The sequence below is a fragment of the Paenibacillus thiaminolyticus genome, from assembly GCF_003591545.1.
Lineage (GTDB): Bacteria > Bacillota > Bacilli > Paenibacillales > Paenibacillaceae > Paenibacillus_B > Paenibacillus_B thiaminolyticus_A.
This window is the reverse complement of the sequence record NZ_QYZD01000032.1, coordinates 44,174-60,084: the sequence shown is the minus strand read 5'-3', so window position 1 is coordinate 60,084 and position 15,911 is coordinate 44,174. Positions and strand designations below refer to the sequence as shown.

Genomic DNA, 15,911 nt, shown 5'->3' with positions numbered 1-15,911 from the left:
CGCGCACACTAGTTCATGGCATTCCTGACTTAGGGGGATACTACACATAAGAGAACGCGCACACTAGTTCACGGCGCTTCTGACCACAGGGAACATAGCATCCAGGTGAATCCGTCTATTGCAATAAAAATAACCCAGCCCCTCTCTTACCAAAGGGACTAGGCCATTATCAAGGCTTCGCAGGTTACGTTCTCAAAAGCATGAATGCGGGGCTACCGCCTAACGCCGGGCCCGCCCGCGTGCCGCTCCGCCCTGTAGGCGCATTAATGGGCGCAGCGCCTTCTGAACTAAGCGCGGGTAGCTTCCCAGTTCATCCTGACGCACGACGCGGAAGACGATGAGGCCCACGACGAACAACGCTACAACGATCAGCGCCACAATTCCGGCCGTGAGCATATAGACAAGCTTGGCCGGCAGGATGACGACCAATTGCTCTCCCAATTTCTCGACGCCGAAGCCGATGCCGCCGGCCAGCACGCTTGTCAACAGGAAGCCTGTCCAGCGGTTGCCGAGCACCTCGAACGGAACGACCTTCTTCATCACCCGCAGGTTCAGCCATGTAATGATGAGGAAGCTGATCATCGTCCCTGCGATAATGCCGTAAATGCCGAAGTAATTTGCGAGCAGGAAGCTCGACAGCAGCTTGATCAGAATGCCGAGCGTTACGCTAATCATGGCGATATACGGCTTGCCCAACCCGATAAGAATCGAGCTGGACGTCATCATCGTTATTTGGAATATCGTTCCGATCGTCAGCATCGCAATAATTTCCGATCCGTCCAGCGAGCTGAACAGGAAGCCGTTGACCGAAAATGCGCCGACGGAGAGAGCCAGCACAATCGGCATGCCGCTCAGGACGGAAATCCGCATCGCGAGCGAGGTCTGCCGCTTCAGATGATTCAAGTCCTTCTTCGCATAGGCCGCAGAGATAATCGGGATCAGCGAGGTGCTGAGGGCAATCGCCAAAATCGGAGGAATCCCGGCAATCGACTGTGCCCGCTGTCCAAGAATCGCGTACAGATGAGCCGCCTGGGCTTGTCCCACATCCGGGGACAACAGTGGAATCGTAATCGACGTATCAATGAAGTTCACGGCTGGAACAGCCAATGATGAAAGGACAATCGGCACCGACATGGCGAATATCGACTTGAAAATATCGCTTAAAGGCACCTTCTTGGCCCCGGATCGACGGGCACGGCTCCCGGCCTCCCGATCCGCCTCCCGCAGCTTGCGCAAATAATGAATCATCACGGCGAACGCCCCGATGCTTCCCAGCACGCCTCCGAACGAAGCGGCGGCGGCCGTCCATTCCTGCGACGCTCCCGACTGCATGAGAATAAAGGCCAATCCAATCGCCGTAATGACCCGTAAAATCTGCTCCACAATCTGGGACATCCCGCTCGCCTGCATCATATTGCGGCCCTGTGTATATCCCCGCATCATGGCGATGACCGGGAACAGGAGCAAGGCAGGCGCGAGCGCCCGGATCGCCAGCGCGGCTTCCGGAAGCTGAATCATATTGGCATATACCGGCGCGAACAGGAACAGCAATATCGTCACGATCAGGCCCGAGCCGAGACCGAACAGCAGCGCTGCATAATAGACGCGCTCCGCTTCTCGCACCCGGTTCAGCGCATAGCGCTCTGAGACCATTTTGCTCAACGTGCTGGGGATGCCTGCCGTCGCGACCGCCAGAATCAGCAAATAGACCGTCTGCGAGGCGGCGAAGGAGGCATTGCCCACCGATCCGAGCATATGCTCAAGCGGGACGCGCTGAACCAGGCCGAGAACACGCGCCACCAGCGTTGCGGCGGCAATGATGATCGTTCCTTTTATAAATGATTCCTTTGCCAAACGTTTCCCTTCTTTCTGTATCCCGTCTTCACCGGGTGCTGCTATGCACCGCTTTCATTAGAACATGAACACCCATGTGAAGAACAGGACGATCATCACGATCTGAAGAACAATTTTTACGGCTATGCTGGAGAACAGCCCGACGACCGCTCCCCAGGACGATTTCATCGCCTTTTCCACATCTGCTCCCGTAAAAATCTCGCCTAGAAAAGCGCCGAGGAACGGTCCAAGGACAAGACCGAACGCCGGAAGGAGAAAAGGTCCGATAATAATGCCGATCGTGCTGCCGACTACCGAGGCTCTCGAACCGCCATAGCGCTTGACACCCCATGCATTGACGACATAATCAGCGACGAAGAGAATCACCACAATCAGTGTCTGGATCGACCAGAACCAGAACCCGAAGGATCCGAATCCAAAAAACAGCCCGTACACGAAGAATGCGGCATAAATGGCGAGCGCGCCCGGCAAAATGGGGTAAATCGCGCCGGCCATCCCGACCGCGAATAATACGAGTACACATAACCAGCCTAAGAAGGTCATAACAGAGCCCTCCTCATTCAGACTTACTTCAGGACATAGTCCCAAATTGCTTGGGCTACCCCGTCCTCATTATTGGAGCGCACGACGGCATCCGCCGCCCGCTTCACATCATCCTGGGCATTCCCCATGGCAATCCCGAGTCCGGACGCCTCGATGGCGGCCAGATCATTCAGGCTGTCGCCGATGGAGACGGCCTCGGACATCGTGCACCCGATTAGATCGCATACGATCTGAAGACCGGATGCTTTATGAATTCCGGATGGATTGATTTCGATATTGTCTGGAGAGGAATTCGACAGCTCAAGACCTCCCATGACGCGCAGCTCCTTCCAAAGCGAGCCGAGCACATCCTTGTCCTCATTGAAATAACCGAACTTCAGCCAGTCCTCGCTGTCGATGTCGGCATTCCAATTTTCCCGGTTATAGAGCCGCTTCGTCGAATAGGCCCAGAACCAGGTGTCATGCGACTCCGACAAGGCCACCATACGCTTCATCGCTTCGCGATCCAGAAGATGGCGGATATAAATCTGGTGCGGCTTCTTCCATACTTCGCTGCCGTTAACAGTCACCATTGGGGAATCCAGCCCCAATTCCTCCGCGTATGGCACCGCATTAGGGAACGCGCGCCCCGTAGACAGGATGACCGTGATGCCCGCTTCGCGCGCGTCCCGAATCGCCTCTGCCGTCTTCTTGCTGATGCGATGATCGTCGGTCAGCAGCGTGCCGTCCATATCAAGAGCTAACAATCGATATTTAGTCATGTTCGTATTCACTCCTCAAAAAAACACGCGAAAACACATAACGCCATTGTACCATAACACAGCATCAGCAACAAAGACTTCCTGCCTGGATCTTAAGCGTGCAGCCGTCTTCCGCTATCGTGGAGGCTGCACTTACGGGCTTCCCTGCTCTATAGTCTTCCCCAGCCGAGACCGCCTATCGTCCTCCGATATCGCTGCCAGATGCCTTCGCAACCGGAACAATCGTGGTCGTGACTGCACTCGGACTGTATAAATAAGCTTCGAATCCGGTGCAGGCGGACAATCCGATGACGACGCTCAGGAACAGGACGGTCATAATAAACCGTTTTAACGCTGAATTCCATTTCGACTGCTTTGGCTTCATCGCTGCCAACACTCCTTTATTCGCACATGTGCAAGCTGATGTTCCTTTCTGACTCGCCCTTTAACGAGACCAACTCTATTGGATAGGGGCAACTTTTAGGTTACAAAAAAGCCAGGGCGTTGGGATATCGTATGCGGACCACCCCTAGCAGGTGACTCACATGACGGTTATCCCGCACTCCCGGTCTTGCTGGTTTGACGGCCGCCAAAAAACACCTGCCGCAACACTGTCTCCCAATCCGATCAGCCGCATGCTGATCATCCTTTTCCCAGCGGAACGTTCGCTTGGGACTCGCCCGCACGGGCTGTCACCTTGAGCGAACGATCCGAATCTTCGCTTCCCGCCCTGCCCTTATTCCGCATCCCGGACGCTGGAGCTGTCCGCCGGCGCCTTCGCCTTCTTCTTCGGTTTGCCTGTCAGGCCGTATACCTCGTCATAGGCATCGAAGATAGCCCGCCCGATCGGAGCGGCTCCGTAGGCGCCGAATCCCCCCTCCGGAACGACGACCGCTACGGCGAGCTTCGGCTTATCCTGCGGCGCATAAGCGATGAACACCGCATTATCGAGCATTTCTCCGTTCACCCCTTGCTGCTGCGAGGTGCCCGTCTTCCGGTAATAAGGATACGGGAAGCCGTCAAAGCCATGCGCAGTCACTTTGGACATGCCATCCTCGACGATGCGCCAGTATTCATCCTCAATCTTCGTCCGATTCAGCACTTCACGGCCGAAGGTCCGGATCACCTGTCCGTTCCCATCGGTAATCTTGCTGACGAGCTGCGGCTTAATCCGCTCGCCGCGGTTCGCCAGCGTCGCGGCGTACTGAGCCAGCTGGAGTGTCGTATATTTGCCCATCTGTCCGAAGGACGCTCCGGCAAGCGCGGATTGCGCGCTGTTCTGTTCGGCGTCAATGAGATAATCCTTCCTCCCCGGCTGCTCAAGCGGCAGGCCGCTCCCCGTCAGCACGCCGAGACCGAACGCCTCCATGTACTCATCCCAGATCGTGAGGCCATTCCTGCCATTGACCGTCGGCAGGCTATAGAGCCGCTTGCCGATCATGTCGATCATGAATGAGTTCGACGACACTTGCAGGGCCATCGATGCCCTGATGGGACCGAAGGACGCATTGCCCGAGTTCCATATCCGCCGGACTGATCCGGCGCGCCCGATCTCGGCATACCCGTAGTCGGAATAGGCCTCGCCGGGCGAGAACAGCTTCTCCTGCAAGCCGATCAAGACGGTCAACGGCTTCATCGTCGATCCAAGATAGACGACCGAGCCGGGATGCCTCATGCGTTCGTTATTGTCCTCATAGGGAGCCGGCACGTCCCGGATAGCTCCGTTCAGCAAATAATATTGATATTTTTTATAATTCTCGGGACTGATCGAGCCGTTCTTCCATACATCCGGATTATAGTCCGGCATGCTGGCGATGGACACGACATGGCCTGTCTCGACTTCCATCGCTACCGCGAAGCCGGTGCGGGCATTCGGTGCATGTTCCGAGCGTTTGCTTGAATTGCGGATTTTCTCCAATGTCCGCATAATCGCCTCTTCGGTCGCTTTTTGAATATCCCGGTGGATTGTCAGATGAATGTCATTGCCGCGCTGCGGCTTCGTCACTTCCATCGGACCGATGACACGGTTGGCCACATTGACCGGGAACTTCTTCACTCCGTTCAGCCCCCGAAGCTCTTCCTGATACATCCGTTCGATGCCGTCGAAGCCGACATCCTCATAATCCAGATACAGCTTCTCCTGCGGCAGCTTGTTCCGGTTGTCGAACAGGTCTTGATAGAAGCCCGGCTCCGCGCGTACGCCCTTGAACTTCTTCAGATAACCTACCGTCTGCACTGCCATCGGGTTGTAATTGCGCACGCTGTCCTCCACAATATCGATGCCCGGGAACTCCGGCCTATGTTCGAGAAAATATGCCACCTCCTGCCGGGTCAAGCCAGTCTTGATAATGCGGGGCGTGTACGAATAATTGACCCGGGAGGACAAATCCATCAACGCATGGTAAATGCGGTTGGCCGTCAACGGCTTTTCCTCCGGTTGGCCGTACTGCCGGAACGTCTCGGCCAGACGCTTCGCCAATGCATAAGCCTCTGCCCGGTTCTCCTGCTGCGCCTTCGTCAGCTTCCCGCTGGACGGATCGCCATAGTTTTTCTCAATATTGAAGTACAACGACTGCGTCGATGTGGAATACGCGATCGGTTGCCCCGACGCGTCACAAATCGTTCCGCGAAGCGGTGCGATCGGAGCCGCCTTATAGCTGAGCTCGTATTCCTGCTTCTTGAGGCCCGGGCCTTCTACGAACTGCAGGATCGCCAATCGGACGATAAGCACGCTGAAAATGGCAAACGTCATAAAGAAGAAAATATTCAAGCGGAATGAAAATTTGCGGCGATTCACCAGTTCCCGCTTCTCCGGATCATCATGGGGATGAATCACTGGTCCGATCATCCTTTCTGCCCATGAATTTATTTTGATACATTATTTTACCACATACTTATCGCTTGATGCCAAAGCACTCGAACCAAAGGAACATCAAAAGACGCTGACCGTTCGCAGCGTTCCCCCATAGGGCAAACCGCTTAAGCGAACGCATCAGCGTCTCGTAACGTGACTATGCGATTATTCCGCATCCTGCCCGGCGGACGTATCCGCCTGCTCATCCGGCTTCTTCTTCGGCGTGCCGGTCAAGCCATACACCTCATCATACGCGTCGAACATCGCCCGCGCAATCGGCGCGGCACCGTACGACCCGTAGCCGCCCTCCGGCACGACGACGGCGACGGCAAGCTTCGGATTATCCGCCGGCGCATAAGCGATGAACACGGCGTTGTCCACCCGTCCTCCGGATACGTCCATCTGCGACGTACCCGTCTTGCGGTAGAACGAGTACGGGAAGCCGTCGAAGCCGTGGACGTTAACCTTCAGCATGCCGTCCTCGATGACATTCCAGTAGGCATCATCGATCTTCGTCTTGTTGAGCTCTTCGCGGCCGAAGGTCTCCACGACCTGGCCGTTGCCGTCGGTAATCTTGCTCACTAACTGCGGCTTGATGCGCGTGCCCCGGTTCGCCAGCGTGGCGGCAAACTGGGCGAGCTGCAAGGTCGTATATTTCCCCTGCTGGCCGAAAGAAGCATAGACGAGCGCGGATTGCGCATTATTCCGCTCGGCCTCGAGCAAATAATCTTTGGCTCCCGCCTGCTCGCGCGGCAAGCCGCTTCCGGTCGACACGCCAAGCCCGAAGGCTTCCATATACTCGTCCCATACACTCAGCCCGTTCCGCCCGTTGACGGTCGGCATCGAATAGAGACGCTTCCCGATCATATCAACCATAAAGGCGTTAGAGGACACTTCCAATGCGCGCGAAGCTCCGATTCGTCCGTAGCCGACATTGCCCGAATTCCACACCTTCGTCTCGTAGCCGACGCGGCCGAACTGGGCGTAACCGCCGTCGTAATAGGTCTCCCCGAGAGAGAACAGCTTCTCCTGGAGGCCGATTAGTACGGACAGTGGCTTCATCGTCGAGCCGAGATAGACAACCGAGCCCGGATGCTTCATCCGCTCTTTGTCATCTTCATAAGGGGCCGGGACGTCGCGAATCGTTCCGTTCATCAAATAATATTGGTATTGTTCATAATCCTCGGGAGTGATCGAGCCGTTCCGCCACACGTTCGGATCGTAGTCCGGCATACTTGCCATCGCAATGATATTCCCGGTGTCGACCTCCATCGCGACAGCATAGCCGGTACGTGCATACGGCGCCCGCTCCGAGCGGTTCGAAGAGTTCCTGATCCGCTCTAGCGTCTGCATGATCGCGTCCTCGGTCGCCTTTTGGACATGGCGATGAATCGTCAGATGGATATCGTTGCCGCGCTGGGGCTTCGTCAGCTCCATTGGCCCGATGATGCGGTTCGCCACATTGACAGGGAACTTCTTGACCCCGTTCAAGCCCCGCAGATCTTCTTGGTACATCAGCTCGATGCCGTCGAAGCCGACATCCTCGTAGTCGAGATATTGCTTCTCGGACGGCGTCGTAGCGCGATTATTATAAATATCGTTATAATACCCCGGATTGTCACGCACGCCCTTGAACTTCTTCAAATACCCGACCGTCTGCACTGCCATCGGATCGTAGTGGCGCACGCTGTCCTCGACGATATCAATGCCCGGGAACTCCGGCTTATGCTCCAGGAAGTAAGCCACTTCCTTCTGGGTCAGGCCGGTCTTGATAATGCGTGGCGTATACGTAAAATTGACGCGCGCCGACAGATCCATCAGATCGTTGAAGATGGCGTCGGCTGTCAGCGGCTTGTCTTCGGGATCGCCGTACTCCTCGAACACGTCGGCCAGCCGCTGGGCCAAAAGCTTCGCCTCTTCCCGATTTTTCTTCTGTACGTCGGTGAGCTCCGCCTTCTTCGGATCCCCGTAATTTTTCTCGATATTAAAATATAAGGACTGGGTCGAGGTCGAATACGCGACCTGATCTCCGGACGCATCATAGATCGAGCCCCGGAGCGGAGGGATTGGCGTCTCCTTATAACCGAGCTGCGCTTCCTTCTCCTTCAGGCTCGGGCCTTCCACGAACTGCAATATCGCTAACCGGACGATAAGTACGGAAAACACGGCAAACGTAACAAAAAAGAATAAATTCAGCCGATGCGAAAAATTACGCCGGTTGATGACTTCACGCTTTTCCGGATCATGATGAGGGTGATTCACTGCTCTAACAACCTTTCTCCCGCTGTAACTTGCTTCACAACCATTTTAGCATAGATAGGAATCCCCCTTCAAAGGCCTAAATGATGGATTAACTCCCCGCTATCTTGTCCGGCACATGCGTCTTGGCGAAATCCGACGGATTGAACCAATCACCAGAGCTAGCCCAGGTGGCATCGAGCGGAATCCAGTGCTGTTCTTCCGATAGCCAGACCTCGTTCCAGGCATGGGGGCCATACCCGCCCTGACCGTCATACCCGAGACCGGTCACGACCTTCACCTTGACATCTACTGACCGGGCCATGACCGCATAGAGACGGGCGTAATCGATGCAGACACCCTGCTTGGATACGAACGTATCCTGCGGACTCTGCTCTTTCCACACCCGCTTCGTCTCATACTGCTTCGCCTTGTCCCAGTCATATTGAACGCGGCTTCCAATCCAATCGTACAGCTTGCGTGCCTTCTCTTCATCCGAGCGTGCGCCGGCCGTAATGTCCGCGGCAGCCTGCTCGATGTCGTCCGGAATATGGGAATCGACGACTTCATATTTGCGCTGCATGAGCGATGTAAGCTCTTCAGCGACCTGGGAAGTAAATACCGGCCATTGGGACGAGATAAAGTCGCCGGCGACCGGTTCGATCAACTGCTGGGCAGCCAGCCGGTATGCTTCCGAATCGCGGATGACCGCGCTCGCCTTCGTATCCGGCTGCCACGTCACATAAACGAACAGCACAAGGATGACGAGCAGCGCCCGCACCATGCCGATGATACCGCCCAGCACCGCTCCAGCGAGCCAATTCCCCAGCGTCTTCAACGATCCGGCCGCCGCCGTTCCAGTCGGAAGATTAGCCCGTTCCCTGCCGAATGCTGGAACCAGAGCCCTCAGCGCCCAGCCGGCTATCCAGCGGATAATCATATATATCAACGCGAACAGCACGGCGAAGCGAAGCAGCGGGAAGTCGCGGATTCCGGTCAGCAGCGTATAGCCGACCTGCTCCCACCACGACAGCTCTCGCGCCGGAATCGCAATGCTCCATTCAACCATCTGGCGCTGCACAAGCGGAGACAGCGTCATCGCTATCCAATAGGAAGCTAGCACAGAGACGACGACGGCCGTGGTATCCAACACAAATGACAAAAGGTGACGAGCGGAGCCGGAAGCCCCTCTCCTCACCCCTAGCAGCACCGAGAGAAGCATGATAACGCCAAGCAATATCGTCACCACATTCCCGTCTGTCAGTATTTGCCCGTTCATTGCTTCTGCTTCGCCTTGTCAATGAATTGGCGCAGCGTGTCGTTAATATCCCATTCCCCGAGCGGCACGCCGCTGAACGACACATTCACCTTGGCGCTGTCCGACTTCCCTGTCAGCACCAGACTCGGCGACTTGATGGTGTACGTTCCGTCCTCCTCGACCGTATACGTCGCTTTTTTGGCTTCATCGAGCATCGCCTGTGTCGCCTGCTCCTTCAGCTTCTGCACCGTCTCATCCTTCACATTCGAGACCACCTGATTGACATTATCCCATGTAATCCCGCTGTACACGGCGACCGCGGCAATAATGACCAGCACAAGCGCCCATTTGACCATCGTCTTCACGAAGCTGACAATAACGAATAAGACGATGAGCGCGATGAGGAAAATAAGCCAGTTCTGCTTAATAAATTCAAACCACATCTCCATCTGATTCACCTGACAACCACCTTTCCACCACATATTATAGCATCATCCCCATTATTTGTGGCAATGACCCGCCCTGAGCGAGTATATTGCATCTTGGGGTACTAAGTTCGTCCCTTCCAACGTACAAGTATAGCATAGCGATTTGGAGGTGACTGAACTTTGCGCTCAGTGCTGTGGCTCTATTTGTTCTTGTTCGTTGCTTTCTTTGATTTGCACGCACAATACCCGATTCTAACCCCGTTTGCCATCTCAATAGGTGCGGCGCCCTCCTTCATCGGATTGATGATGGGTATGTACTCCTTTACCCATCTGCCGGGCAACCTGCTGGCCGGTTACGGAATCGACCGATTCGGTAGCCGGATTTTTATTGTGTTCAGTCTAATCGGCGCCGGGATAATCATGATTTTGCAGGCCCATGTCGTCAATCCTTGGGAGCTGCTCGTGCTGCGCTCCATTAGCGGATTCGTGCTCGCCTTCCTGTCACCGGCCTGCTTGTCCCTCCTCGCACGCATGGCCCGGGATCATGTGCATCAAGGGAAGCTGATGGCAGGCAACGGCCTCATTCATACGCTCGCCTCGGTTGTCTCTCCGGCCGCCGGCGCGTATCTTGTCGCCAAGATCGGGTTCGGCATGGCCTTCCAGGCGCTTGGCATAATGCTGATCATCGTCGGGGTGCTGGCCTGGTTCTTCATCCGGGATACCCACCAGAATGCCATTTCTATGACGCCACAGGCAGAGGGGATTCCTTCACAGCCGCTTAAGGAGCCGGAAGCCCTGCCTGTCCCATGGCGCTTTTATTTCATGCCGCTTGCCATCTCGCTGTCCCAGGGCATCCTGTTCTTCGAGCTTCCGCTGATGGCGGACGCGCTCGAATCGATTATGCGGGCCGGCATCCTGTTCTCCGCCGTCAGCCTGGGCGCATTGTTCACGTTGAGCCTGCTGTTCCTGAACCATTATCAACCGTATACGAGGACGTGGATGGGCGCATTCGCGTTGGCGCTGCTCTTTTTCGGAATGGCCATCCATTGGCCGGTGCCGCTGCTGGCGACGCTGTTTCTGATCGGAATGACCAAGGGAATCATTTTGCCCGCGATGACCTCTCATTTGATTTTATTAAGCGGAGGAACCCGTTTTGGCCGGATATTTTCGATCCTGGCGATCGCCTCTTCCATCGGCTCCTTCCTCGGCCCGATGATCGCGGGGCAGATTAGAGATACGATTTCGCCTTATTTTATCGCATTTATCGTCCTTATGATTGCGGTCACGCTGCTGCCGGCGAAGCAAGCTTTTCTGCCGCCTTCTCTTCTCCCCGTCGCGCGCACGACAACGCGGGTGTAATGCCGCCTACTCCTCCGTCAGCCCATTCGGGCGGATCTGGGTATATGCACATGCCCCAGGGCAGACGCCGACATAGTATAGCATTGTAACAAATGACCCGACGGGAAAGCGAGGTGAAACGAGATGAGCCACTGTTACCATCCTTGCGGACCTGGTCCTGCGGCTGTGGCCCCGGTTGCGAAGCCGGCTACTGTCTGTGGTCCCGGATTCTGGACATCGACCGGAACCATCCTCGTCCTTTACATCTTGCTCGTCATTATTTTGCGGGCGCCACTCTACTAACCGTCATTTCTTGTTACGCTCTCTCCTCATGCGGCTTGCCAATCCCGGCAAGCCTCTTTTGTGTTGGTCCGAGAAGTCCTTGCAGGCGGCTGTCCGGTTTGTGGTACACTATCGGTACAGAAAACTTGCGATAATGGATACCGCAGGGGGTGGCACTTTTGGATATTATTATCATCGTGGAAGGGAAGAACGACCGCAGCCGTCTGCGGCGGCTTCTCAGCGAGGAAGTGGGCATCTTGTGCACGTTCGGCACCTTGAATACGCTCCGGACCGAACAGCTGCGCAAGGAAGCGCATGACAAGGACGTCTATTTGTTCCTGGATAATGACGCATCAGGCAAGCGGATACGCGGGATATTACGGGATACGTTCCCGGAAGCCGAACATATTTACACGAGGCGCGGCTATGCGGGCGTCGAAGGAACGCCGGATGAGTACTTGATTCAGCAGCTCGAAAAGGCGGGGCTGGACGAATATATTATATATCCGGATCCGGCCCCGCCTCTGTAAATCAGGCGGTTCACAGAGCGCCTCAACAAGACAGACGGCTGTAAGCTCCCATATATAGTTACGCTTTTACGAGACGCGCTACATCTTTGGCGATATTTTCCGGGGAAGACGTCTCCAAATCATTCGCGTTATAGTACTTGCGAATATTGCCGTCCTGATCGACCAGGGTGATGACATTCAGATGCGTGAAATTCCCGTCCTCGTCCTTGAAGACGCTGGATCCGAGCTCCGGCATCATCTTCGCGACATCCTCTTCCTTGCCCCTCAAGAAGTACCAGCCGCTATAATCAGCGTTGTATTTCTCCGACCATTTCTTAATCTCCTCCAACGTATCGCGTTCCGGATCGAATGAAATCGAGACGATGCTCGCGTCGGTGCCGAACATCCCGTTGTCCTGAAGCAGCTTCTGCACTTCAGACAAACGATATGTCGTTGGCGGGCAGACATCCGGGCAATTGGTGAAATAGAAATAGAACAAGCGGACCTTGCCGTTCGTATCCGCCAGCGTCACCGTGCTGCCATCCACATTTTGCATATTGAAATCCGGCGCTTTCTTGTCGGTCATCGGAATGTCCGGTTCCCGCGGCCAATACAGAATGGCCACCACAATCGCAAAGACCGCGACAAGCGCCCCAAGGAAAATCTGAAAAGAATACTTCTTCGCCCACGACATGCTCCGTTCCTCCCCCTAGCTTCCCATGCTATAACCTGCAAAATGCGTCCTTACACTTTCCCCATCGTGTCCAAAATCATGACCAGCATATTCAGCATCAGGACGTTAATGGACCAAATGAAGTTCTTCTTCGCCCAAGCTTCTGTGTCCTTCGCGCGGAAGCCCGCAATGCAGATGAACAGCCAGATCGCATTGATGATGGTGCCGAGGATGCCGTAAATAATGCCGGTATATCCGTACGAATAGAACAACCAGGATACCGGCAGCAGGAAGACGACATAAGGAATCATCTGCCACTTCGTGCGGGTAATGCCCTTAACGACGGGCAGAAGCGGATAGCCGGCTGCGCGGTATTCTTCCACGCGCCGGATACCGAGCGCCCAGAAATGCGGCGGCTGCCACAGGAACAGCAAAGCGAACAGCAATACCGCTCCCATATCAATCTGGCCGGTGACGGCAACATAGCCGATGACCGGAGGCATCGCCCCGGAAATACCGCCGACAGATGTGCTCCAGGTGGAGGTGCGCTTGAGCCACAGCGTATATATGACAACATAGAAGAACATGCCCGCGATGCCCACGACTCCGGATAATACATTCACGAGGCCGAACAGCACAGCCAGCCCGGCTGCACCGAGGATGATAGCATAACCAAGCACGGTGTTCGGCTTCAATCGTCCTTCAGGCAGCGCACGCTTCTTCGTCCGCTCCATCTTCATATCGAAATCCCGATCAAAATAATTGTTGAATACGCATGAGGATGCGAGGACCAGCGTCGTTCCGACAAGCATCCACAGCAAGGTAAGCCAAGAAATGTCCCACTTGGCCGCTACCCAAAAGCCGGCAAACGCCGCCATCAGGTTCGAGCGGATAATGCCTGGCTTCGTTAATTGAATAAACTCTTTCCATAATCCGACCCGTATCGGCCCTGGCGTTAATGTAACGGAATCGGAAGGCCCCCGATAAGTCATTTGTTTATCCACGCGACCCGTTCCTCCTTGTTGTGTTCAGAGAAAAGCAGAATCTTTTTCTTTCTGCTGTAATTTTTATCATAGCAAATAAATCCGAACAATGACAATGTTTCGAGGAATCGTTCATCAATTTGACACCGTCTTAAGCCAGTTATTCCTTTGGCACGATCGGAGAACGCTGGAACTCCCATATATGGAATTTGTCCACGCCCCCGGCAATGCATGCGGTTACCTCATCCCAGCCGTCCATCCCCTCTCTTCGGAGCTTCTTCAGCGAGGCGTAGTCATCCGCGGTCGTTCCGAGCCATTGCTCGACAAAGACATTCGGCTGGTCGGTTCCTTCATACAGCACGACATCAGACCGATGCTTCAGTTGGCGCTTGATCACGGTCAAGTAGGTGTCTCTCGCCTCCGGCAGGATACGGTATTCTACAAATATAATTCGATCCACCTGCTTCATGCTTGTTCCCCATCCTTTCTTATTTGAAAGATACTCAATTTCGTGGATTTGCGTGGAGCTTCTCCCGAATTATTTCAAGCGGGAAGTTTTTTCCTCCCCGTCATATTTTGGTACAATCCTGCTCACAATACAAGCGAGGTGATCGTAGTGAACACAAGCACTCATGTCGTTATGGGGATAGGTCTGGCGGGATTGTCGCAATGCGACCCGGTCGTCGCTTCCGAGCCAGCTACTGCGGCAGCCGTGTTTTTGGGGGTGATGCTTGGATCGCAAGCACCGGACGCGGATACGGTGTTCAAGTGGAAAAGCAAGATTTTATATCTTCAACAACATCGGGGAATCTCCCATTCCCCGCCCATGGCGGTCGTATGGTCCGTCCTGATTGCCGCTGTGCTGGCGGGTGTCATACCGAGCGCCTCCTTCCTGCACGTGCTGGCATGGACGGCGCTGGCCGTCATCATCCACATCATCTCCGACCTGTTCAACCCTTACGGGACATTGGCGGCATGGCCATTCGTGAATCGGTGGATATGCTGGAATATTATCGCTCTGTTCGACCCGATTATCTTCTCGACCCATCTCGCCGCAATTGCATTGTGGGTCACCAGGCTCGTCTCTCCCCGCATCGTCTTTCCGATTCTGTACGGCGTGCTCGTACTGTACTACATCTGGCGGATCCGCGCCCATCACCGAGTCGTGCAAGGGTTGCCGAACCGGGACCCTGAATACGCGGAAGGGGAGTCGTATACGGTCATGCCGACCGTCGCGCTCTCCCGCTGGAATGTCGTGAAGCGGCGAAGGGACGGCACTTTCCGGCTTGGGCACTGGAAGCGGGGAACGGTAGCATGGACGGAGACCGCCCGATGCAGCGACCATCCGCTGGTGGAAGCCTCCCGAACTCACCCTGCCGTCCAAGCGCTGTTGGATACTTCCCGCTTCGTCTGCGCCACCCTGGAGCCGACTCGCTACGGCTACGCCGTACGCTGGGCAGATGTCCGTTACCGCCATCGGAAGCAATTTCCGCTCGTGGCGCTTGTCATGATGAATAAAGAGGGCGATATTCTCGACTATTTTGTCGGCTGGCTGAACAAGCCGGGCAGCGCCAAGCGGTATGGCCTGGAATGGGAGCGAAGCTGAAGGGGGCGAATCCTAGGATCCGCCCCCTGTCCCGATCCTCTGGGCTCGCGCCACAAATGCAGATCATTGAAGAGCTCCTGCAGCTGGTTGATGGATCGGTCGCTGAGACTGTATAGTGTATGGGACTGGTCCGCGTTCATAAATGCGCCATATTGTTCATCTTTCGACAACCATACATAATAGTTGGTATTATTGTAATGAATGCGGAAATGGGGCTGTGCCACCTTCGCCACTCCTTCGATCGGGCGGGCTGACGATATGGCTTCATCAATGGTCCGAAGATGAATAGGCTCCGTCAAGACCACGAGCAGGCGATCCTCCTCCCTCGAGTTCATCGACATGGAGTTGACGTTGTAGATTTCGATCTCCTCCGGCTCGGTCTTGCTCATGCTCATTAGCGTGGTCCACGATCGGCCGGACGTTTCATGTATGTACCACAATACGGAGCAGCCTATGATAAGTGCGCCCAAGACCCATATGCTCAGCCGTTTCACTGCACTCATAGTTAGTCTCAACCGCATGTACTATCCCCTTTTGAATAAATGTTCATGATTATGAATCTAATTGTTAGACGACAAAAAAGCGGAAAAGTTGTGTTTCCGCGC

The 15,911-nt window shown here is 55.1% G+C and carries 15 protein-coding genes; 3 read left to right on the top strand and 12 right to left on the bottom strand.

Translation table 11 applies throughout. The features are described from left to right. Positions 1–219 precede the first annotated feature (219 nt). The 8 genes from DQX05_RS24420 to DQX05_RS24385 all read right to left on the bottom strand — a co-directional run bounded on the left by DQX05_RS24420 (position 220) and on the right by DQX05_RS24385 (position 9,945). Positions 220–1,854, bottom strand: a complete 1,635-nt coding sequence (locus tag DQX05_RS24420; protein WP_119795962.1) for a putative polysaccharide biosynthesis protein — start codon at positions 1,852–1,854, stop codon at positions 220–222. 57 nt (positions 1,855–1,911) lie between these two features. After that, positions 1,912–2,397 (bottom strand): DUF456 domain-containing protein, encoded by a 486-nt coding sequence (locus DQX05_RS24415; protein WP_119795961.1) that lies wholly within the window; start codon positions 2,395–2,397, stop codon positions 1,912–1,914. Between the two features lie 23 nt (positions 2,398–2,420). Next, positions 2,421–3,158 carry a Cof-type HAD-IIB family hydrolase gene (locus DQX05_RS24410; protein WP_119795960.1) on the bottom strand — a complete coding sequence of 246 codons (738 nt, stop codon included), beginning with the start codon at positions 3,156–3,158 and terminating at the stop codon, positions 2,421–2,423. Positions 3,159–3,333: 175 nt separating this feature from the next. After that, positions 3,334–3,522, bottom strand: a complete 189-nt coding sequence (locus DQX05_RS24405; RefSeq protein WP_119795959.1) for a hypothetical protein — start codon at positions 3,520–3,522, stop codon at positions 3,334–3,336. Positions 3,523–3,873: 351 nt separating this feature from the next. Further along, the gene (locus DQX05_RS24400) at positions 3,874–5,973 is read right to left on the bottom strand and encodes a peptidoglycan D,D-transpeptidase FtsI family protein (RefSeq protein ID WP_119795958.1); all 2,100 of its coding nucleotides are present in this window, start codon (positions 5,971–5,973) and stop codon (positions 3,874–3,876) included. Between the two features lie 183 nt (positions 5,974–6,156). Continuing rightward, positions 6,157–8,253 carry a peptidoglycan D,D-transpeptidase FtsI family protein gene (locus tag DQX05_RS24395; RefSeq protein WP_119795957.1) on the bottom strand — a complete coding sequence of 699 codons (2,097 nt, stop codon included), beginning with the start codon at positions 8,251–8,253 and terminating at the stop codon, positions 6,157–6,159. 88 nt (positions 8,254–8,341) lie between these two features. Continuing rightward, a complete protein-coding gene (locus tag DQX05_RS24390) occupies positions 8,342–9,508 on the bottom strand; it encodes a transglutaminase domain-containing protein (RefSeq protein ID WP_119795956.1) in 1,167 nt (388 codons plus the stop codon). Next, complete coding sequence (locus DQX05_RS24385; RefSeq protein WP_119795955.1) at positions 9,505–9,945, bottom strand: ATPase; 441 nt, start codon at positions 9,943–9,945, stop codon at positions 9,505–9,507. Before DQX05_RS24385 ends, DQX05_RS24390 begins: the two co-directional genes overlap by 4 nt. 150 nt (positions 9,946–10,095) lie before the next feature. On the opposite strand from DQX05_RS24385, the gene DQX05_RS24380 reads away from it, so the two are divergent. Then, entirely contained in the window at positions 10,096–11,274 is a 1,179-nt protein-coding gene (locus tag DQX05_RS24380) for an MFS transporter (RefSeq protein WP_119795954.1), read from the top strand. Between the two features lie 440 nt (positions 11,275–11,714). After that, positions 11,715–12,065, top strand: coding sequence for a toprim domain-containing protein (locus tag DQX05_RS24375; protein ID WP_119795953.1), 351 nt, complete (start codon positions 11,715–11,717; stop codon positions 12,063–12,065). 58 nt (positions 12,066–12,123) lie between these two features. Here DQX05_RS24375 and DQX05_RS24370 read toward each other — a convergent pair whose 3' ends face one another. The 3 genes from DQX05_RS24370 to DQX05_RS24360 form a co-directional block, all read right to left on the bottom strand. Beyond that, the gene (locus tag DQX05_RS24370; RefSeq protein WP_119795952.1) at positions 12,124–12,738 is read right to left on the bottom strand and encodes an SCO family protein; all 615 of its coding nucleotides are present in this window, start codon (positions 12,736–12,738) and stop codon (positions 12,124–12,126) included. Between the two features lie 50 nt (positions 12,739–12,788). Further along, positions 12,789–13,721, bottom strand: a complete 933-nt coding sequence (gene cyoE, locus DQX05_RS24365; protein ID WP_119795951.1) for a heme o synthase — start codon at positions 13,719–13,721, stop codon at positions 12,789–12,791. A gap of 139 nt (positions 13,722–13,860) precedes the next feature. Beyond that, complete coding sequence (locus DQX05_RS24360; protein ID WP_119795950.1) at positions 13,861–14,169, bottom strand: hypothetical protein; 309 nt, start codon at positions 14,167–14,169, stop codon at positions 13,861–13,863. A gap of 147 nt (positions 14,170–14,316) precedes the next feature. Here DQX05_RS24360 and DQX05_RS24355 point away from each other — a divergent pair, with 147 nt between their 5' ends. Beyond that, positions 14,317–15,306: a metal-dependent hydrolase gene (locus DQX05_RS24355; protein WP_119795949.1), complete on the top strand. Its 990-nt coding sequence runs from the start codon at positions 14,317–14,319 to the stop codon at positions 15,304–15,306. Here the strand turns inward: DQX05_RS24355 and DQX05_RS24350 are convergent. Then, a complete protein-coding gene (locus tag DQX05_RS24350; RefSeq protein WP_259392205.1) occupies positions 15,237–15,809 on the bottom strand; it encodes a YhfM domain-containing protein in 573 nt (190 codons plus the stop codon). The two genes, DQX05_RS24355 and DQX05_RS24350, sit on opposite strands and share 70 nt — an antisense overlap. Positions 15,810–15,911 lie beyond the last annotated feature (102 nt).

What these genes read in the sequence shown, in the direction of transcription:
- DQX05_RS24415 (WP_119795961.1), bottom strand. Translation starts at nt 2,397, where the DNA reads ATGACCTTCTTAGGCTGGTTATGTGTACTCGTATTATTCGCGGTCGGG.
- DQX05_RS24410 (WP_119795960.1), bottom strand. Translation starts at nt 3,158, where the DNA reads ATGACTAAATATCGATTGTTAGCTCTTGATATGGACGGCACGCTGCTG.
- DQX05_RS24405 (WP_119795959.1), bottom strand. Translation starts at nt 3,522, where the DNA reads ATGAAGCCAAAGCAGTCGAAATGGAATTCAGCGTTAAAACGGTTTATT.
- DQX05_RS24390 (WP_119795956.1), bottom strand. Translation starts at nt 9,508, where the DNA reads ATGAACGGGCAAATACTGACAGACGGGAATGTGGTGACGATATTGCTT.
- DQX05_RS24370 (WP_119795952.1), bottom strand. Translation starts at nt 12,738, where the DNA reads ATGTCGTGGGCGAAGAAGTATTCTTTTCAGATTTTCCTTGGGGCGCTT.
- DQX05_RS24360 (WP_119795950.1), bottom strand. Translation starts at nt 14,169, where the DNA reads ATGAAGCAGGTGGATCGAATTATATTTGTAGAATACCGTATCCTGCCG.
- DQX05_RS24350 (WP_259392205.1), bottom strand. Translation starts at nt 15,809, where the DNA reads ATGAGTGCAGTGAAACGGCTGAGCATATGGGTCTTGGGCGCACTTATC.